Here is an 18,466-nt window from a genome sequence, read left to right on the forward strand (position 1 = left end):
TGCCGCTGCCTGCCGCTGCGGCGACGACGTCGCGGCGCGCCGGGCTCGAGCCGCTCACCGCGGTCTCCGCACGGCGTCGCGAGCGGGGCGGGGGTCGCGCCCGTTAGAGTGGAGACAACGAACCGACGCCACCGGTCGCGCTCCGGCGGGCCGGCCATGCCAAAGGAGAACCAACCGTGATTTCAGACGTCCTCTCGGATGCCACCACCAAGATGGACAAGGCGGTGGACGCTGCCAAGACCGACTTCTCCAGCGTGCGCACCGGCCGCGCCAACCCGGCGCTGTTCTCGGCCCTGCTCGTGTCCTACTACGGCACGCCCACCCCGCTGCAGCAGCTCGCCTCCTTCCAGACCCCCGAAGCTCGCACCCTGCTCATCACCCCGTATGACCGATCGGCGCTCAACGACATCGAGAAGGCCCTCCGGGACTCGGACATCGGCGCGAACCCCGCCAACGACGGCAACGTGATCCGCGTGGTCATGCCCGAGCTCACCGAGGAGCGCCGCAAGGAGTACGTGAAGATCGTCTCCACCAAGGCGGAGGAGGGCCGCGTGTCCGTGCGCAACATCCGCCGTCACGCCAAGGAGGCCATCGAGAAGCTCGTCAAGGACGGCGAGGTCGGCGAGGACGACGGCAAGCGGGGGGAGAAGGACCTCGACGCCGTCACCAAGAAGCACATCGACCAGATCGACGAGCTGCTCAAGAACAAGGAAGCCGAACTCCTCGGCGCCTGATGCCCTCAGCCGACTCTCCGCTCTCCCCGCCACCCCCTGACCAGGGTGACGCCGCGAACCGTGCCGCGTCCCCGTCCGGCGGGGGCTCGGACGCCCACTCCTCCCAGCGCGAGCCGCTCGTGTCCACGGGGCTGCTGCGGCAGGTGCTCAAACGTCCCTTCCACCGCAGCACCGAGCACAGGGCGCCCTCCCGTGCCGGGCGCAACCTGCCCGCCGCGATCGCGGTGGCGGTGGTGCTCATCGCGGCGCTCGTCACGGGGCTGTTCTTCGTGCCCCTCGTGCTGGCCCTGCTTGCCGGGGCCGCCTCCGGCATCGGCGTGTGGGAGATTGCGCGGTCGCTGACCTACCGGGGGGTGCAGATCCCCAAGGTCCCGGCCGTGCTGGCCGCCGTGGCCATGCCGCTCGCCGCCTTCTTCGGGGGCGCCGAGTGGCTGTCCATGGCCCTCGTGCTGTCCGTGACCCTGGTGGTGGTGTGGCGCGCCTTCGGCTCCCGCGAGGGCATGATGCTGTCCATGATGGGTTCGGTCTTTGCCCTGGTGTGGGCGTCCTTCCTGCTCAGCACCGCGGTGCTGCTGTACCACTCGGCGGACGGGCCCCAGAAGGTGCTCACGGTGATCCTGCTGGCCATCAGTTCCGACACCTTCGGCTACGCCGTGGGCGTGGTGTGGGGAAAGCACCCCATGGCCCCCAAGATCTCCCCCAAGAAGTCCTGGGAGGGCTTCGCGGGATCGCTCGGCGGCGCCGTGGTGGCGGGCGTGCTGTGTGCGCTGCTGCTGCTCGGGATCCCCTGGTGGCAGGGGGCGGTGCTGGCGGTGGCGATTGTGGCCGTGGCGACCGTGGGGGACTTCTCCGAGTCCATGGTCAAGCGCGAGATCGGCATCAAGGACATGGGAACGCTGCTGCCGGGCCACGGTGGCGTCATGGACCGGATCGATTCGATCCTCTTCGCCGTGATCACCGGTTACGTCATCTTCGAACTGTTCAGCGTCCTGGGATGAGCCGTGGGCGGACGGCGGCGACGGCCGCCACCCGCCCGCGCACGGACGGAAAGGGCTTCACATGACCACGCAGCAGCCCCGCTTCGAGCGGGTGGCGGACCACGCCTGGGGGTACGACCCCGCGCAGGTGGACGACTTCCTGGACCGTGTGCGCGCCCTGCGGGCCGCGGAGGACGGGTCCCGGGAGTACCGGGAGACCGCCGGGGACGGGGTGCCCGACGCCGACGGCGTGCGGCACGTGGGCAGCCGACAGATCCGGGAGCGCGTCTTCGACAGGGTCCGCGGCGGCTACGATCCCGCCGTGGTGGATCCCCACCTGGACGAGCTCGAGGACGCGATCTTCGCCGAGGAGCAGCGCGCCTTCGTGGCGGAGCACGGGGTGGCCCGCTGGGACGAGCACGTGGAGCTGCTGGGGGAGCTGCTGCTCGGCCGGCTGAACCGGCCCCGGACGCAGCGCTTCCGGCGCCCCGCCACGCACCGCACGCCCGGCTACGCCGTGGCGGACGTGGACGTGCTGTGCGACCGGCTCGTGGAGCAGCTGCGCAGCGCGCCGGAGGTGGACCCCCGGATGCTGCGGGAGGCGGTCTTCCGCTCCGCGCAGGGGCAGCGCTGCTACGAGGAGCAGCAGGTGGACGCGTTCCTGGACCGCGCGGTGGAGTTCGTGCTGGCCCTGCGCACCCGCGCGTGACCGGACGCCCCCGGCATCTGTGTATACACAGATGTTGGTGATTTAGTGAGGTCCCCTAACTAATCCGCGTCACATCGCGGATTTTTTGCATCATTGACCGGCGCCACTGTGTCTTTGGATACACAGACCGTACTGTGTTCCTCATCACACAAGGAGGCACACAATGGCGTCCACGCCCCCTGTCGATCCGAACGGCTCCGTCGCCACGACCGGCATCGACTTCCCCGCAGCGCAGCGCTCGACAGAGTTCCAGCGGTTGCGCTCCACCCACCGTTCGTTCGTCTTCCCCCTCGCGGTGGCGTTCCTGGTCTGGTACCTGCTCTACGTGGTGCTGGCCATCTACGCCCCGGGCTTCATGTCCACGCGAGTGGCCGGGAACATCAACCTCGGACTCGTCCTGGGCCTGCTGCAGTTCGTGACCACGTTCGGCATCACCGCCGCCTACGTGCGCTTCGCGAACCGCACGCTCGACCCGCAGGCCACCGCGCTGCGCGAGGACCTCGAATCCCAGCAGTCCCACCGGGCTGAGACCACCCAGGAGGCCCGGCCATGATCGCCGTCCCCGCACTGTCCCTGCCGCTCGTGCCGCTCGCGGACACGCCCACCTCCACCGTGGGCAACCCGGCGATCAACATCTCCATCTTCGTCTCGTTCGTACTCGTGACGCTCGTGGTGGTGATCCGGGCCTCGAAGTCCACGGCCACCGCGGCGGACTACTACGCCGGCGGCCGCTCGTTCTCGGGAACGCAGAACGGGCTGGCCATCGCGGGCGACTACCTCTCCGCCGCCTCGTTCCTGGGCATCGTGGGAGCGATCGCCCTGCAGGGCTACGACGGCTTCCTCTACTCGATCGGCTTCTTCGTCGCGTGGCTCGTGGCGCTGCTGCTGATCGCCGAGCCCCTGCGCAACACCGGCAAGTTCACCATGGCGGACGTGCTCTCGTTCCGGCTGCGCCAGCGCCCGGTGCGCGTGGCGGCCTCCATCTCCACGCTGGCCGTGACGTTCTTCTACCTGCTGGCCCAGATGGCTGGAGCGGGCGCGCTCGTCTCCCTGCTGCTGGGCATCGGCTCCAAGGCCGGGCAGTCGCTCGTGATCGTGATCGTGGGCGTCATCATGATCGTCTACGTGCTCGTGGGCGGCATGAAGGGCACCACGTGGGTGCAGATCATCAAGGCGTGCCTGCTCGTGACCGGCGTGGCCGTGATGACCGTGTGGATCCTGGCCATGTTCGGCTTCAACTTCTCCTCGATCCTCGGGGCGGCGGTGGAGACCAACAACAACCCGGCGATGCTCGAGCCCGGGCTGAAGTACGGCGTGAGCGAGATCTCCAAGCTCGACTTCATCTCCCTGGGCCTCGCCCTGGTGCTCGGAGCCGCGGGTCTGCCGCACGTGCTGATGCGCTTCTACACGGTGCCCACCGCCAAGGAAGCCCGCAAGTCCGTGGTCTGGGCGATCTCGCTGATCGGCCTGTTCTACCTCTTCACCCTGGTGCTCGGCTTCGGTGCGGCTGCGCTGATCGGTTCGGACCGGATCAAGTCGGCACCGGGTGGTGTGAACTCGGCAGCCCCGCTGCTCGCCTACGAACTGGGCGGTTCCGTGCTCATGGGTCTCATCGCGGCGGTGGCGTTCGCCACCATCCTGGCCGTGGTCGCGGGCCTGGCCATCACGGCGTCGGCGTCGTTCGCGCACGACATCTACACCTCCGTGATCAAGAAGGGGAACTCGGACCCCCGGCAGGAGCTGCGCGTGGCCAAGACCACCGTGGTGATCATCGGCGTGATATCGATCCTCGGCGGCATCGGCGCCCAGGGGCAGAACGTGGCGTTCCTCGTGGCCCTCGCCTTCGCCGTTGCGGCCTCCGCGAACCTGCCGACGATCCTCTACTCCCTGTACTGGAAGCGCTTCACCACCCGCGGGGCGGTGCTGTCCATGTACGGAGGTCTGATCCTCTCCGTGGTGCTGATCGTCTTCTCGCCGGTGATGTCCGGCTCGGAGACCTCGATGCTCCCGGACGCTGATTTCGCCATCTACCCGCTGTCCAACCCGGGCATCATCTCCATCCCGGCGTCCTTCCTGCTCGGGTTCATCGGCTCGATCACGGAGCGCCGCAGGGAGGATCCGGTGAAGCAGGCGGAGATGGAGGTTCGCTCCCTCACCGGCGTGGGCGCGGAGAAGGCCGTCAACCACTGACCGGGGGCGCTGCCTCCAGGTTCCGCGGCTGTCGTCCGCAGGGCGGGAGCGTGTGCTACACCACCCTGTGACCTGTGTCCTTACGCCGGAAACAAGTAGTAGAATGATGGTGGTTCCCTGAACACGATCACAGCGGACACCCGCCTGTGTGACAAACGTAACTAGAGGTGGAGACATGGGCATTTTCAGCTGGATCATCCTCGGTCTGATCGCGGGCGCTCTCGCCAAGCTGATCCTTCCGGGCAAGCAGGGTGGCGGGATCATCGTCACCATCATCCTCGGCATCGTGGGCGCGTTCCTCGGTGGCTGGATCGGGTCCATCATTCCCGGTCTGCACGCCGGTATCGACGAAATCAGCTTCGGCACCATCATCACGTCCGTGATCGGCGCGATCATCGTGCTGCTGATCTACGGCTTCGTGGCCGGCCGTCGCCGCTGAGTCCACAGCGGTCGCACTGACCCAGCGAACAAGGGCGTCACCTCCGGGTGGCGCCCTTGTTCCGTACCCGGGTCCGTATCCGTGCCCCAGGCCGTGTCCGCACCCGGGCGGGTCCGCGTGCGTGCCAGGGGCCGAGCACGCGGGATACTGGGGGCATGACTGAGACCCGCGCCATGACCCCCGACCTCGACGCCGCCACCAGGGATGCCCCCCGCCGCCTGGTGATCCTGGGGTCCACGGGCTCCATCGGCACGCAGGCCCTGGACGTCGTCGCGGAGGCCGCCGGGCTGCGCAGGCCGGGGGAGGGTGTAGGTCACTCGCCGTTCGAAGTCGTCGCCCTCGCTGCAGGCAGGTCCAACCTGGATCTGCTGGCCCGCCAGGCCGTCGCCTTCCGGGTGCGGGCCGTGGGTACGAGCGGTTCCGCGGACGACGCCGCCCGCCTGCGCGAGGCGCTCACGGCCGCCGCCCGCGCGTCGTCGTCGCCCGTGCCCGAGATCCTGCACGGCTCGGACGCCGCGGAGCGGATCGCGGCGTGGGAGGGCGCGGACCTGGTGCTCAACGGGATCACCGGCAGCATCGGACTCGCTCCCACGCTGGCCGCGCTCGGGGCGGGTCGGCGGGTGGCGCTGGCCAACAAGGAGTCGCTGATCGCCGGCGGCCCGCTCGTCAAGCGCGCGGCGGCGGCCACTGGACTCACGGACGCCCTGATCCCGGTGGACTCGGAGCACTCCGCAATTGCCCAGGCGCTGCGCTCCGGCACGGCCGCGGAGGTGGACCGCCTGGTGCTGACGGCCTCCGGCGGTCCGTTCCGCGGGATGACGCGCGCGCAGCTGGCGGAGGTGACCCCCGAGCAGGCGCTGCGCCACCCCACGTGGGACATGGGCGTGATGGTGACCACCAACTCCGCGACCATGGTGAACAAGGCCCTGGAGGTGCTGGAGGCGAGCCTGCTCTTTGACGTGCCGCTGGAGCGGATCGACGTCACCGTCCACCCGCAGTCCGTGGTGCACTCCATGGTCCAGTTCGTGGACGGCTCCACCCTCGCGCAGGTCTCGCCGCCGGACATGCGCCTTCCCATCGCGCTCGGCCTCGGCTGGCCCCACCGTGTGCCGGGCGCGGCCGCCGCGTGCGACTGGACGCGGGCGGCCGAGTGGACCTTCGAGCCGCTGGACCCGGTGGCGTTCCCCGCCGTGGAGCTCATGAAGAGCGCGGGAACCACCGGCGGCACGGCACCGGCGGTGTTCAACGCGGCCAACGAGCAGGCCGTCCACGCCTTCCACCGCTCGCAGCTGGGTTTCACGGAGATCGTGGACGTGGTCGAGCGGGTGCTGGGGGAGCACGACGTCGTCGCGCAGCCGGGTCTCGAGGACGTCCTGGCCGCCGAGCAGTGGGCCCGCCGTGTCGCGGACGAGCGCATTGCGGGGCGCCGTTGAGGTCCCGGGGCGTCACGGTTCGTCACACGTCGCGTGCTACGATTCTGCGCGGATGACGAGATCCGGCGCGTAGCTCTGGCTGGCCGGACGGCAACCCTCTCCCGTAGCGGGGTGCCCCAGATGACCATCCGGCCGCGATTCGATGCGATCACGGCAAGTGCGGTTTTTCTCTGAAATGGCACATGCCTGATCTGCACCCTCCGTCCAGTGCGGGACCGTTTGCGCGGCGCAACCACTCCCGACCCTGGAAAGGCACGATCATGCGAACCAAGCGTCTGATTCCCCTCGTTCTGGCCACCACCCTGGGCCTCACCCTGACCGCGTGCGGCGGCGGATCCGAGAGCTCGGACCCGGCAGCGGACGGCAAGATCACCATCGGCATCGTGGGAGCCACGCCGGTCCAGGACGCCTTCAAGGAAGTGGCCGCGCAGAACGACGTCACCGTGGAGTTCGTGGACTTCAGCGACTACAGCCAGCCGAACCCCGCCCTGAAGAGCGGGGACATCGACATGAACTGGTTCCAGCACATCGCCTACCTCGCGGACTACAACAACAACTCCGGGGACACCATCACACCGGTGGGCTCCACCTCCATCTTCCCGCTGGGGCTGTACTCCAAGACCCTGAAGTCCGTGGACGACTTCAAGCAGGGGGACGAGATCGCGGTTCCCAACGACTCGATCAACCTGTCCCGCTCGCTGAACCTGCTCGAGCAGCAGGGCCTGGTGAGCTTCACCAAGGACACGATCGCCCCCACCGAGCAGGACGTCGACAAGGACAAGTCCAAGGTCACGGTGCGCCCGGTCTCCGCGGAGCAGACCGTCCTGTCCATGGACTCCGTGGCCGCGTCCGTGGTGAACAACGACTTCCTCGACCGTGCCAATCTCGAGCCCGAGTCCGCACTGGCTCAGGACGACCCCACGGCGGACAGCGCCAAGGTGTACGACAACATCTTCGCGTCCACCGAGGCCAACGCGGACGACGAGACCCTGAAGAAGGTCGCCGGGTTCTACTACGACGACAAGGTCCAGGAGGCCGAGAAGAAGGAGACCAAGGGCACCGCGGTCCCCACCAAGGTGGACCAGCAGGAGCTCAAGGACCTCCTCACGCGCTACTCCCAGGACCTGAAGGACCAGACCAAGTGAGTGCAGCCCCCGCCGCCGGGGACACCCTGGTCAGCTTCCGCGACGTCAGCAAGGTCTTCACCACCGGGCCCAAGCGACGCCCCCGTGAGGTCACCGCCGTGGACGGTGTGACCCTGGACGTCAAGCGCGGGGAGATCTTCGCCGTGATCGGCTACTCGGGCGCGGGAAAGTCCACCCTGGTGCGGCTGATCAACGGTTTGGAGACCACCACGTCCGGCACCCTGGAGGTCGGTGGCCAGCAGGTCAGCGGCCGGTCGGAGACCCAGCTCGCCTCCGTGCGCCACAACATCGGGATGATCTTCCAGCAGTTCAACCTGTTCACCTCGCGCACCGTGGCCGGGAACATCGAGTACCCGCTGCGCCGGGCGGGGTGGAAGCCCGAGGAGCGCCGGGCACGTGTCACGGAGCTGCTCGAGTTCGTGGGGCTCACCGAGCGGGCCCGCAACTACCCGGAGCAGCTCTCGGGCGGGCAGAAGCAGCGCGTGGGCATTGCCCGGGCGCTCGCGTCCAACCCCGAGCTGCTGCTCGCGGACGAGTCCACCTCCGCGCTGGACCCCGAGACCACGCAGGAGGTTCTCGCGCTGCTGCGCCGGGTGAACCGCGAACTGGGGATCACCGTGGTGCTCATCACCCACGAGATGGACGTGGTGCGTGCCATCGCAGACCGCGTGGCCGTGATGGACAGCGGTCGCGTGGTCGAGGTGGGGACCACCGCAGACGTCTTCGCGCACCCGCAGGCCGAGACCACCCGCAAGTTCGTGGGCTCCGTGATGCACACGGTGCCCAACGCCGCGGAGGTCGAGAAGCTGCGCCGCGAGCACCCGGGACGGCTGGTCATGGTGGACGTGCGCGACCAGAACCGGATCGGCGAGGTGCTCTCGGACGCAGCACGCACGGACGTGCGCTTCAACATCGCCTTCGGAGGGATCTCCATCCTGCAGTCCAGGTCCTTCGGGACGCTCACGCTGTCCCTCACGGGCCCGCCGGACGCCGTCGAACGGACCGTCGATGCCCTCCGGGCGGTCACCAAGGTTGAGGAGGTGGCTGAGTGATGGAGTGGTCCACACTGGCACCGCAGCTGCTGAGCGCCACGGGGCTCACGCTCTACATGGTCACCGTGACCCTCGTGCTGGCCGGGTTCATCGGCCTGGCCGTGGGCATGGGGCTCTACGTGACCCGGCGAGGAAGCATCATGGAGAACGGGGCGGTCTTCACCGTCCTGAACCTCCTGGTGAACTTCGTGCGCCCGATCCCGTTCATCATCCTGCTGGCCGCCCTCGGCAAGCTCACGGAGAGCGTGGTGGGGACCCGGCTGGGCCCCAACGCCGCGATCTTCGCCATGACCATCGGGGCTACCTTCGCGGTGGCGCGGATCGTGGAGCAGAACCTCATGACGGTGGATCCCGGCGTGATCGAGGCGGCCCGCTCCATGGGCGTCTCGCGCTGGAAGATCATCACCACGGTGATCCTGCCCGAGGCACTGGGCCCGCTGGTCCTGGGCTACACGTTCCTGGTCATCGGCATCACGGACATGTCCGCGATGGCGGGCGCGATCGGCGCCGGCGGCCTGGGTGACTTCGCCCTGCGCCTGGGCTACCAGCGCTTCAACGACCAGGTGACGTGGGCCGCGGTGATCGTGATCATCATCCTGGTCCAGCTGGTGCAGTTCTTCGGCAACTGGCTCGCGCGCAGGATCATGCGCCGCTGAGGCGCCCCCGCGAGTTCCCGACGCCGCCCCGGCAGCCTGTGCGCTGCCGGGGCGTCGTGGTGTTCGGCGGGTCACGCGCGGCTGCCGCGTGTCGGACGAGTGGGGCACAATGGGGGAAGTCTTTCCCACGGGGCGCGTGTCGCGGGCCCCGCACGCCAAATTCCCTGGAGGAAATTCGTGACCTCGGTCAACCTCGGCATGCCGGCGGCACCCCAGCCGGTCCTCTCACCCAGGCGCCCGACCCGCCAGATCCGCGTGGGCTCGGTGGGTGTCGGCTCGCAGAGCCCCATCAGCGTCCAGTCGATGACCACCACTCCCACGACGAACATCAACGCCACGCTGCAGCAGATTGCGGAGCTCAACGCCGCGGGCTGCGACATCGTGCGCGTGGCTTGCCCGTCCCAGGACGATGCGGACGCCCTGCCGATCATCGCCATGAAGTCCCCGATCCCGGTGATCGCGGACATCCACTTCCAGCCCAAGTACGTCTACGCGGCCATCGACGCCGGGTGCGCGGGAGTGCGCGTGAACCCGGGCAACATCCGCAAGTTCGACGACCAGATCGAGGGCATCTCCCGCGCCGCGGAGGCGGCGGGGGTCTCCATCCGCATCGGCGTCAACGCGGGCTCCCTGGACAAGCGGCTGCTGCAGAAGTACGGCAAGGCCACTCCGGAGGCGCTCATGGAGTCCGCCGTGTGGGAGGCCTCGCTGTTCGAGCAGCACGACTTCCACGACTTCAAGATCTCCGTGAAGCACAACGACCCCGTGACCATGGTCCGCGCCTACCAGCTGCTGGCCGAGCGGGGGGACTGGCCCCTGCACCTCGGTGTGACCGAGGCCGGTCCCGCGCTGCAGGGCACCGTGAAGTCCGCCACCGCGTTCGGCATCCTGCTCTCACAGGGCATCGGTGACACCATCCGCGTCTCCCTCTCCGCGCCGCCGGTGGAGGAGGTCAAGGTGGGCAACCAGATCCTGCAGTCCCTGGGCCTGCGTCCCCGCAAGCTGGAGATCGTCTCGTGCCCCTCGTGCGGGCGCGCGCAGGTGGACGTCTACAAGCTGGCCGAGGAGGTCAACGAGGGTCTCGCCCACCTCACGGTGCCGCTGCGCGTGGCCGTGATGGGCTGCGTCGTCAACGGACCGGGCGAGGCGCGTGAGGCGGACCTCGGCGTGGCCTCCGGCAACGGCAAGGGCCAGATCTTCGTCCGCGGCGAGGTCATCAAGACCGTCCCCGAGGACCAGATCGTGGAGACCCTGCTCGCCCAGGCCAACGAGATGGCCGAGGAGATGGGCGTGGACGAGAACGGCCAGCCCGTCGAGGGCGCCCCGGTCGTGACCGCCGGGTGATCCGACGCCGCGACCCGAGGCTGCTCCGGCCCGCCGCCGTGGGGCGGGCGGAGCTCGACCGGCTGCTCGACGAGCACGCTGTGTCCTCGGTGTTCGTGGCGGCCCACGTGGAGCGCATCCGGGCGGGCGGCAGGGCGACCCCGCCCGTCTACGGCGTGCGGGGCCCGGACGGCCGCCTCGAGGGCGCGTGCTGGGTGGGCACGAACGTCGTCCCCATCGCGCTCGACGCGCACGGAACGGACCTGGTCGCCGACCTCCTGCTGCGCGGCGGGCCCCGCTTCGCCTCCTTCTTCGGCCCGGCCGAGCCCGTGCTGGGGCTGTGGGACCGGGTGCGGGAGAGCTGGCCCGCGCCGTTCGACGTCCGCGCCCACCAGCCCCTGCTCGAGATGGCGCGGGACCCGGACCCGGACCTGCTCGCCGGCACTGCGGCGCGCGTGCGCTGGGCGGCGCCCGACGAGTTCGACCGGGTGCTCCCCGCCGCCGTGGCGATGTTCACCGAGGAGGTGGGCTACTCGCCGCTGACCAGTGGGGCGGAGGGCTACCGACGCCGCGTGCGCTCGCTGCTCGCGGAGGGTCGCACCGCGGTGCTGTGCGACGCGGACGGCACCGTGGTGTTCAAGGCGGACGTCGGCTCCCGGCACGGTCGCGTGTGCCAGATCCAGGGCGTGTGGATCGACCCCCGGTACCGCGGTCGCGGTCTGGCCGTGCCGTGCATGGCGGCCACCGTGGCGCTCGCCCGTACCCGCACCCCGGTGGTGAGCCTCTACGTGAACTCCTTCAACGCCCCGGCGCTGGCCACCTACCGCCACGTGGGCTTCGAGCAGGCCGGGGAGTTCGCCACGGTCCTCCTCTGAGCGGCGCCGTGCTGCGAGCACGGTTCCGCTGTGAGCACCGTCCTGCGGCGAGCGCCGTCGTGGTGCCGCGAGCATCCTCGGGGCACAGCGATAGACTCCCGGGAGACATCCATTGCCCAGATCGGCCCGTTCCCCGGGCGGTTAGGACCTTTTCGTGCCGCTTCGCCTGAGCTCCCTATTCCTGCGCACCCTTCGTGAAGACCCCGTGGACGCGGACGTCGACAGCCACAAGCTGCTCGTGCGTGCGGGCTACATCCGCCGCGCGGCGCCCGGGATCTACACGTGGCTGCCCCTCGGACTTGCGGTGCTGCGCCGCGTCGAGGGGATCGTGCGCGAGGAGATGAACGCGATCGGCGCGCAGGAGGTGCACTTCCCCGCACTGCTGCCGCGTGAGCCCTACGAGACCACCAACCGGTGGACCGAGTACGGCGAGAACCTCTTCCGGCTGCAGGACCGCAAGGGCGCGGACTACCTGCTCGCGCCCACGCACGAGGAGATGTTCACCCTGCTGGTCAAGGACATGTACTCGTCCTACAAGGACCTGCCCGTGTCCCTCTACCAGATCCAGACGAAGTACCGGGACGAGGCCCGCCCCCGCGCCGGGCTGCTGCGCGGGCGCGAGTTCATCATGAAGGACTCCTACTCATTCGACGTCGACGACGCCGGGCTGGACGAGTCCTACGCCAAGCACCGCGCCGCGTACGTGCGGATCTTCGAGCGGCTGGGTCTGCCGGTGGTGGCGGTCGCCGCGACCTCCGGTGCCATGGGCGGCTCCCGCTCCGAGGAGTTCATGCACCCCTCACTGGTGGGGGAGGACACGTTCGTGCGCACCGCGGGCGGCTTCGCGGCGAACGTCGAGGCCGTGACCACCGTGGCACCGGAGCCGCTCGACTACTCGCAGGCCCCGGCCGCGCAGGTGCACCGCACGCCGTCGAGCCCCACGATCGACACCCTCGTGGAGCGCTCCAACGAGCTGCACCCCCGCGAGGGCGAGCCCTGGACCGCCGCGGACACACTGAAGAACGTGGTGCTTTCCGTGACGCTTCCGGACGGCACGAAGCAGCTCGTGGCCGTGGGCGTTCCCGGGGACCGGGAAATCGACCTCAAGCGCGTGGAGGCCGGCATCGGCACCGCCCTGGGACAGGGCGGTGAGCTCGAGGTGGCCGCCGCGAGCGAGGAGCAGCTGCGGGCCGTCCCCCAGCTCGTGAAGGGCTACATCGGCCCGGGGCTGAGCACGGACGAGCCGCTGCTGGGCGAGAAGTCCGCCACCGGCATCCCGTTCTTCGTGGACCCCCGCGTGGTTCCGGGAACGTCGTGGATCACGGGCGCGAACCTCGCGGAGAGCCACGTCTACGGGCTCGTGGCGGAGCGCGACTTCACGTGGGACGGCACCCTCGAGGCCTGCGCGGTGCGCGAGGGCGACGCCGCCCCGGACGGCTCCGGACCGCTGGAGATCGCCCGCGGCGTCGAGATGGGCCACGTCTTCCAGCTCGGCCGCAAGTACGCGGAGTCGCTGGGGCTGAAGGTCCTCGACAGCAACGGCAAGCTCGTGACCGTGACCATGGGCTCGTACGGCATCGGCGTGACCCGCGCGCTCGCGGCCATCGCGGAGCACTACCACGACGACAAGGGTCTGGTGTGGCCCCGGGTCATCAGTCCCGCGGACGTGCACATGGTGGCCACGGGCAAGGGCGCCGAGATCCTGGAGGCCGCCGAGGAGATCGTCGCGGAGCTGGAGTCCGCCGGGCTCACGGTCGTGTTCGACGACCGTCCCAAGGTCTCCCCGGGTGTGAAGTTCCGGGATGCGGAGCTGCTGGGCGTGCCCACCGTGCTCGTGGTGGGCCGCGGTCTGCAGGACGGTTTGCTGGAGCTCAAGGACCGTGCCACCGGGAGCAGCCGTGACGTCCAGCGCGCCGCGGTGGTCGAGGAGATCACCGCGGAGGTCCGGGGCGGCGCCACCACCGGCTCGCACTGACGTTGCCCGAAACGGGTGCGGCGGTGGATCTCTCGTTCCTCGCGGGCTCGGGGCTGGACACCGCGGCTCCCGGTCTCCTGCTGCTGCTCGTGCTCACCGGGCTCGGCGCGGGGTTCATCGACGCCGTGGTGGGCGGCGGGGGGCTCCTGCAGCTGCCCGTGACGCTCATGATCCCGGGACTCACCCCGGTGCAGGCACTGGCCACCAACAAGATGGGGTCGGTGTTCGGCACGGCCACCTCGGCGGTGACGTTCTACCGCCGCGTCCGCCCGGACCTGCGCACGGCCCTGCCCATGGCGGCGGCGGCCTTCGTGGCGGCGGGGGCCGGCGCGGCCGTCGCTGCGGCCCTGCCCGCGGGCGTCTTCAAGCCGATCATCGTGCTGGCGCTCGTCGCGGTCCTGGCCTTCACGGTGGCGAAGCCCTCGATGGGCCGCCTCACCGAGCTGCGGCACGCCGGCGCCCGGCACTACGGCCTGGCGGTCCTCCTCGGTGCCGTGATCGGCTTCTACGACGGCGTCATGGGACCGGGCACCGGGTCCTTCCTCATCATCGGACTCGTCTCGCTGCTCGGCTACAGCTTCCTGGAAGCCAGCGCCAAGGCGAAGATCGCGAACCTGGCCACGAACCTCGGGGCGCTCGTGGTGTTCGGCGCGCACGGGTCGGTCCTGTGGGGACTGGGCCTGGTGCTGGGACTGAGCAACATGGCCGGCGGGTACATCGGCGCGCGCACGGCGGTGGCCCGGGGCAACTCGTTCATCCGCGTGGTGTTCTTCGCCGTGGTCTCGGTGCTGATCGTGAAGCTCGGCTGGGACGTGCTCACCGGCCGCTGAGCTGGGTTCCGCCCGGCGGGCGATGTCGTGCCGGGCCTGGTGGGCGAGCCCGTCCGGTGGACGACGGCGATGTCGAGCCGGGTTGCTGAGCCCGGGCCCGGCTGCTGGACGACGACGTGCGGGGTGGCGACTGGGGGCTCGTCCGGAGAGCCACGGCGACGTCGCACGGAGCCGGGGTGGGCGGAACCGCCCGGGTCAGCCGCGACCGGGCAGTGCGGCCACGGGTTTCTGGGGGTCCAGCCGCTGGGCGCCGTGCGCGGTGTCCTGCAGGACGTCCAGCCACCAGGAGCGCTGTCCGGCGGGACTGCCCGCCACGGCCCGCACGACCGCCTCGCTCGCCTCCCGCTCTGCCGCACCCGTGGCACGGGCGGGGTCCGTGGTGAATCCCTCGGGGAGTTCGTACCGCGCCGCCACCGGGCCGGGATCGCAGCCGAGCAGACCAGCGGCACGCTCGTCCTCGAGTGCGTCGTGGAGGCCTGTGACGGTGGCGTCCACGTCCGCCCGCGCCGCGTCCCCGGTGGAGATCCGCGCCTGGGCGGCCTCGGCGACGAACTGCGCGCGGTCCACGGCGGTCACGGCCGCGAGCTGATCGGGCTCGCAGCCCTCCGGGCCAGCGGGTGCTGCCGAAGCCGAGGGCGTCGCCGGGTCCGAGGGGGAGCCGCTGTCCGCCGCCGGACCATCCCCCGCCCTGTCGTCGCCAACCCCGTCACCCGGCGCTTCGCCGCTCGCAGCCTCGCCGCCTGCCGAGCCGGCGGCTGCGGGGTCAGCCGCACGACTCGCGGGGGAGGAGGCGTCCGCGGCCCACCACGACGCCGCGACGGCCGCGAGCGACGCCGCGAGATCGGCGTCGTGAACGGCATCCGCGGTGTCGGCGAGCCGTTCTGCGGCATCCGAGAGACTCTCGACGGCGGGGGGCTCCTCGCCGCGTTCCGCCATGCGCCTGGTCTGCGTCGGAGTGGCCGGGGGCCCGAGCTCGTCGAGCTGACGGTCGAGGACCGCGGCTGGAAGCAGGGAACCGTCGGGGAACAGGGCACTGTCCGGACGTGGGGAGCCGTCCGCGGGTGCGGTGCTGTCCGGGGACTTCGTGCTGCCCGCCTGCGCGGAGGATGCGGAGGACTCCGGGTGCAGCTGCGCACGCACGGACTCGACGGTGGTGCGCGCGGCGAGCCGGGCGGCGTCGTCGTCCGACAGCGGACGCCAGCGCGCCCAGAGGCCGGCGGCCACCACGAGCAGCAGGACGACGGCGAGAACCGCGGCCGCGGTGCGCCAGCTCCGCACGCGGGGCGTGGACGGGTGAGAACTCACGAAATTCCTCCGGGGGACGGGTCTGCTCCATGATAGGGAGGAGCACCGACCGGCAGAGCCCGCCCGTTCGGCGGACGAGACGAACCACAGGAGACGAGAACCCATGACGTCGCACGAGAACGCCACCATCCGCGAGACCGTGGCCCCGGTGGTTGAGGCCGCGGGGCTCTTCCTGGAGGAGTGCGAGCTCACGGGGGAGGGCGGTACGCGCACGCTGCGGGTGCTCGTGGACCTGCCCGAGGGCACTGAGTCCCTGGACCTCGACGGCGTGGCGGCCGTCGCGCGCGAGATCTCCGACGCGCTGGACCGCGAGGACCCCGTGCCCGGCCCGCCCTACGAGCTCGAGGTCTCCACCCCGGGTGCCACGCGCACGCTCGAGACCCCGCGGCACTGGCGCCGCAACGTGGGCAGGCTGGTGCGGGTCCGCCCGCTCGAGGGCGAGCGCTACACCGCCCGGCTGCTCGAGGCGCACGAGGACCACGCGGTGCTCCAGCGCTGGCACCAGCCCAAGAAGGGGATGCCCGTGAAGTACCTGGACCCGGAGGACGTGGCCTACGACGAGGTGCGTTCGGCGAAGGTGGAGGTCGAGATCTGACGTCCCCGCGGGGATGTACGATTACCGCAACAGAACACGACGAACACCATGCCGCAGCGCACCGCACGAAACGTGCGGCGCGCTGTTTGGTTCCCGGCCCCACCCGGAACGGAAACCGGCGCGGTGTGAGGGAAGGCGGGACACATGGACATCGACATGAGCACACTGCGGCTGCTGGAGCGCGAACGCGACATCCCGGTGGACGTGCTGATCCCCACCATCGAGCAGGCCCTGCTGCTCGCCTACATGCGTTCCCCCGGAGCCATCAACGGTGCTCGGGCGGAGGTGGAGCGCCGCTCCGGGCACGTGACCATCTGGGCCCCGGAGCTGGACGAGGAGGACCACCGGATCGGTGAGTTCGACGACACCCCGGCCGGCTTCGGACGCATCGCCGCCGCCACGGCCCGGCAGGTCATCCTGCAGAAGCTGCGGGACGTCGAGGACGACAACGTGCTGGGCCACTTCAAGGGCCGCGAGGGCGAGCTCGTCTCCGGCCAGATCCAGCAGGGCCACAACCCCAAGATGGTGCAGGTGAACCTGGGTACCGTCGAGGCGCTGCTGCCGCCCCACGAGCAGGTCCCGGGGGAGAGCTACAAGCACGGCGACCGCATCCGCGCGTTCGTGGTCGAGGCGAAGCGCGGCTTCAAGGGCCCGTCCATCACTCTCTCCCGCTCGCACCCGGACCTCGTGCGCCGGCTCTTCGAGATGGAGGTCCCGGAGATCGCGGACGGCTCCGTGGAGATCGTGACCCTGGCCCGCGAGGCCGGCCACCGCACCAAGATGGCGGTGGTCGCCACCCGCCCGGGCGCCAACGCGAAGGGTGCCTGCATCGGTGACATGGGCTCCCGTGTCCGCGCGGTGATGAACGAGCTCGGGGACGAGAAGATCGACATCATCGACTACTCGGAGGACCCCGCCACGTTCATCGCGAACGCGCTGTCCCCCTCCCGCGTGAGCCGCGTGGAGGTCCTGGACGAGGCGGGGCGCTCGGCGCGCGCCGTCGTCCCCGACTCGCAGCTCTCGCTGGCGATCGGCAAGGAGGGGCAGAACGCCCGGCTCGCCGCCCGCCTGACCGGCTGGGGGATCGACATCGTCGCGGAGTCCAAGGCGCGCTGAGCCTCCCGGCGCGGTGATTCGGGCGATTCCCGGGCGGCGCGCTAGACTGTGGTCTGATCAGGTCGACCATCTCTTGTGATCCTGCACGTCCGCGTGCTCAGGGGAGCGGGTCGTGGCTCACGAGGAGCGTGGATGAGCACTGCGAGTCTGCGCACCTGCGTGGGATGCCGAACCGTCGCACCACCTGATCAACTCGTCCGCGTGACGATGGAGGAAACCCCTCACGGCCCCCGGGCCGTGGCGGACCCCCACCGCCGACTGGGAGGTCGAGGAGCCTGGGTGCACGCCACCCGGCAGTGCGTCGAGCAGGCGATCCGGAGACGGGCGCTGAACCGTTCGTTCCGGACGGCGGTCTCGACGGACGACCTCGCGGAGCAGCTCCGCGTCCTCCTGCCGGCGCAGGAGGACGAACACAAGGAAAGCGAGTCAGAAGACCATGGAAAACCGATGAGTGCCGGCCGATGAGTACCTCCACGTACTCACCCCGCCGCCACGCGGGACGCGCGCGCACCATGCCCGTGTCCGGTGGTTGCGTCAACGGAAGATAAACGGTTCGTACCTGTTTCGGTGCGAGCCGAGACAGGAGAACAGTGGCCAAGCCCCGTGTCCACGAGCTCGCGAAAGAGCTCGGAATCACGTCCAAAGAAGCAATTTCCAAACTTCAAGAACTCGGCGAATTCGTTCGCGGCGCCTCCTCCACGGTAGAGCCGCCCGTCGCCAAGAAGCTGCGTTCCGCCTTCCCCGCTGGCGGGGAGAGCGCGAACCAGTCCAAGCCCGCCGCAGGCCGTGGCAACTCCGCGCAGGCGGCCCCTTCGCAGGGTGCCCGCAAGCCCGCGGCGTCCGGCCCCAAGCCCGGTGGGCGGACCCAGTCCAAGCCCGAGACCGGCGCGTCCAAGCCGGAGTCCGGTGCGGCCAAGCCCGCGCAGAAGTCCGCGCCGCCCGCTCCGGGATCCTCGAAGCCTGCGACGAACGCGGCCCCCGCCTCCGAGCAGGCCGCACCCGCGCAGACCTCCGGCGCCCAGGAGTCCACCGACTCCTCGGCGTCCGCTACGCCGCGCTCGAGCGCCGCACCCGCGCCCCGCTCTGACGCGCCCAAGCCGGGTGGCGCCAGG

Annotated in this window: 19 protein-coding genes and 1 riboswitch; of the genes, 18 read left to right on the top strand and 1 reads right to left on the bottom strand. The window is 70.2% G+C overall.

Features of this window, described 5'->3' with window-relative positions; translation table 11 throughout:
- Positions 1-176 precede the first annotated feature (176 nt).
- The 14 genes from frr to D8M39_RS11495 all read left to right on the top strand — a co-directional run bounded on the left by frr (position 177) and on the right by D8M39_RS11495 (position 14,338).
- Positions 177-734, top strand: coding sequence for a ribosome recycling factor (frr, locus tag D8M39_RS11430; RefSeq protein WP_055083985.1), 558 nt, complete (start codon positions 177-179; stop codon positions 732-734).
- Positions 734-1,732 (top strand): phosphatidate cytidylyltransferase, encoded by a 999-nt coding sequence (locus tag D8M39_RS11435; RefSeq protein ID WP_232300263.1) that lies wholly within the window; start codon positions 734-736, stop codon positions 1,730-1,732. Before frr ends, D8M39_RS11435 begins: the two co-directional genes overlap by 1 nt.
- Positions 1,733-1,793: 61 nt before the next feature.
- Positions 1,794-2,420: a DivIVA domain-containing protein gene (locus D8M39_RS11440; RefSeq protein ID WP_055083983.1), complete on the top strand. Its 627-nt coding sequence runs from the start codon at positions 1,794-1,796 to the stop codon at positions 2,418-2,420.
- A gap of 163 nt (positions 2,421-2,583) precedes the next feature.
- Positions 2,584-2,973: a DUF485 domain-containing protein gene (locus tag D8M39_RS11445; protein WP_055083981.1), complete on the top strand. Its 390-nt coding sequence runs from the start codon at positions 2,584-2,586 to the stop codon at positions 2,971-2,973.
- The gene (locus D8M39_RS11450) at positions 2,970-4,610 is read left to right on the top strand and encodes a cation acetate symporter (protein WP_126875041.1); all 1,641 of its coding nucleotides are present in this window, start codon (positions 2,970-2,972) and stop codon (positions 4,608-4,610) included. Before D8M39_RS11445 ends, D8M39_RS11450 begins: the two co-directional genes overlap by 4 nt.
- A gap of 175 nt (positions 4,611-4,785) precedes the next feature.
- Positions 4,786-5,049: a GlsB/YeaQ/YmgE family stress response membrane protein gene (locus D8M39_RS11455; protein ID WP_055083977.1), complete on the top strand. Its 264-nt coding sequence runs from the start codon at positions 4,786-4,788 to the stop codon at positions 5,047-5,049.
- A 173-nt stretch (positions 5,050-5,222) separates the two neighbouring features.
- On the top strand, positions 5,223-6,482 hold the full coding sequence (gene dxr / locus D8M39_RS11460) for a 1-deoxy-D-xylulose-5-phosphate reductoisomerase (protein ID WP_371413784.1): 1,260 nt from the start codon (positions 5,223-5,225) through the stop codon (positions 6,480-6,482).
- Positions 6,483-6,533: 51 nt separating this feature from the next.
- A riboswitch (SAM riboswitch) is annotated at positions 6,534-6,648 on the top strand.
- A 94-nt stretch (positions 6,649-6,742) separates the two neighbouring features.
- On the top strand, positions 6,743-7,627 hold the full coding sequence (locus D8M39_RS11465; RefSeq protein ID WP_055083973.1) for a MetQ/NlpA family ABC transporter substrate-binding protein: 885 nt from the start codon (positions 6,743-6,745) through the stop codon (positions 7,625-7,627).
- Entirely contained in the window at positions 7,624-8,679 is a 1,056-nt protein-coding gene (locus tag D8M39_RS11470) for a methionine ABC transporter ATP-binding protein (RefSeq protein WP_094393641.1), read from the top strand. Before D8M39_RS11465 ends, D8M39_RS11470 begins: the two co-directional genes overlap by 4 nt.
- Positions 8,679-9,335, top strand: coding sequence for a methionine ABC transporter permease (locus D8M39_RS11475; protein ID WP_094394726.1), 657 nt, complete (start codon positions 8,679-8,681; stop codon positions 9,333-9,335). The genes D8M39_RS11470 and D8M39_RS11475 overlap by 1 nt, the downstream gene beginning before the upstream one ends.
- Positions 9,336-9,512: 177 nt before the next feature.
- Positions 9,513-10,679, top strand: a complete 1,167-nt coding sequence (gene ispG / locus D8M39_RS11480) for a flavodoxin-dependent (E)-4-hydroxy-3-methylbut-2-enyl-diphosphate synthase (protein WP_055083969.1) — start codon at positions 9,513-9,515, stop codon at positions 10,677-10,679.
- Positions 10,676-11,533, top strand: coding sequence for a DUF4081 domain-containing GNAT family N-acetyltransferase (locus tag D8M39_RS11485; protein ID WP_055083967.1), 858 nt, complete (start codon positions 10,676-10,678; stop codon positions 11,531-11,533). Before ispG ends, D8M39_RS11485 begins: the two co-directional genes overlap by 4 nt.
- Positions 11,534-11,687: 154 nt before the next feature.
- Positions 11,688-13,508 (top strand): proline--tRNA ligase, encoded by a 1,821-nt coding sequence (locus D8M39_RS11490; protein WP_126875042.1) that lies wholly within the window; start codon positions 11,688-11,690, stop codon positions 13,506-13,508.
- A gap of 23 nt (positions 13,509-13,531) precedes the next feature.
- A complete protein-coding gene (locus tag D8M39_RS11495) occupies positions 13,532-14,338 on the top strand; it encodes a TSUP family transporter (protein WP_055084012.1) in 807 nt (268 codons plus the stop codon).
- Between the two features lie 195 nt (positions 14,339-14,533).
- On the opposite strand, the gene D8M39_RS11500 is transcribed toward D8M39_RS11495, so the two are convergent.
- Positions 14,534-15,643: a hypothetical protein gene (locus D8M39_RS11500; RefSeq protein WP_126875043.1), complete on the bottom strand. Its 1,110-nt coding sequence runs from the start codon at positions 15,641-15,643 to the stop codon at positions 14,534-14,536.
- 103 nt (positions 15,644-15,746) lie between these two features.
- Here D8M39_RS11500 and rimP point away from each other — a divergent pair, with 103 nt between their 5' ends.
- The 4 genes from rimP to D8M39_RS13035 all read left to right on the top strand — a co-directional run.
- Entirely contained in the window at positions 15,747-16,238 is a 492-nt protein-coding gene (rimP, locus tag D8M39_RS11505) for a ribosome maturation factor RimP (protein WP_055083961.1), read from the top strand.
- A 144-nt stretch (positions 16,239-16,382) separates the two neighbouring features.
- Positions 16,383-17,354 (top strand): transcription termination factor NusA, encoded by a 972-nt coding sequence (gene nusA, locus D8M39_RS11510; RefSeq protein WP_055083959.1) that lies wholly within the window; start codon positions 16,383-16,385, stop codon positions 17,352-17,354.
- Positions 17,355-17,486: 132 nt separating this feature from the next.
- On the top strand, positions 17,487-17,819 hold the full coding sequence (locus D8M39_RS11515; RefSeq protein WP_055083957.1) for a YlxR family protein: 333 nt from the start codon (positions 17,487-17,489) through the stop codon (positions 17,817-17,819).
- A gap of 125 nt (positions 17,820-17,944) precedes the next feature.
- On the top strand, positions 17,945-18,466 hold a 522-nt coding region (locus tag D8M39_RS13035; RefSeq protein WP_238694070.1), incomplete at its 3' end, for a translation initiation factor IF-2 N-terminal domain-containing protein.

Origin of the sequence: Kocuria sp. HSID17590 (genome assembly GCF_003989485.1) — a bacterium.
Taxonomy (GTDB): domain Bacteria; phylum Actinomycetota; class Actinomycetes; order Actinomycetales; family Micrococcaceae; genus Kocuria; species Kocuria salsicia.

Excerpts from the sequence above, each read along its gene's own strand:
- D8M39_RS11435 (WP_232300263.1), top strand. The coding sequence starts at position 734 with ATGCCCTCAGCCGACTCTCCGCTCTCCCCGCCACCCCCTGACCAGGGT.
- D8M39_RS11440 (WP_055083983.1), top strand. The coding sequence starts at position 1,794 with ATGACCACGCAGCAGCCCCGCTTCGAGCGGGTGGCGGACCACGCCTGG.
- D8M39_RS11445 (WP_055083981.1), top strand. The coding sequence starts at position 2,584 with ATGGCGTCCACGCCCCCTGTCGATCCGAACGGCTCCGTCGCCACGACC.
- D8M39_RS11450 (WP_126875041.1), top strand. The coding sequence starts at position 2,970 with ATGATCGCCGTCCCCGCACTGTCCCTGCCGCTCGTGCCGCTCGCGGAC.
- D8M39_RS11455 (WP_055083977.1), top strand. The coding sequence starts at position 4,786 with ATGGGCATTTTCAGCTGGATCATCCTCGGTCTGATCGCGGGCGCTCTC.
- dxr (WP_371413784.1), top strand. The coding sequence starts at position 5,223 with ATGACCCCCGACCTCGACGCCGCCACCAGGGATGCCCCCCGCCGCCTG.
- D8M39_RS11465 (WP_055083973.1), top strand. The coding sequence starts at position 6,743 with ATGCGAACCAAGCGTCTGATTCCCCTCGTTCTGGCCACCACCCTGGGC.
- D8M39_RS11475 (WP_094394726.1), top strand. The coding sequence starts at position 8,679 with ATGGAGTGGTCCACACTGGCACCGCAGCTGCTGAGCGCCACGGGGCTC.
- rimP (WP_055083961.1), top strand. The coding sequence starts at position 15,747 with ATGACGTCGCACGAGAACGCCACCATCCGCGAGACCGTGGCCCCGGTG.
- nusA (WP_055083959.1), top strand. The coding sequence starts at position 16,383 with ATGGACATCGACATGAGCACACTGCGGCTGCTGGAGCGCGAACGCGAC.
- D8M39_RS11515 (WP_055083957.1), top strand. The coding sequence starts at position 17,487 with ATGAGCACTGCGAGTCTGCGCACCTGCGTGGGATGCCGAACCGTCGCA.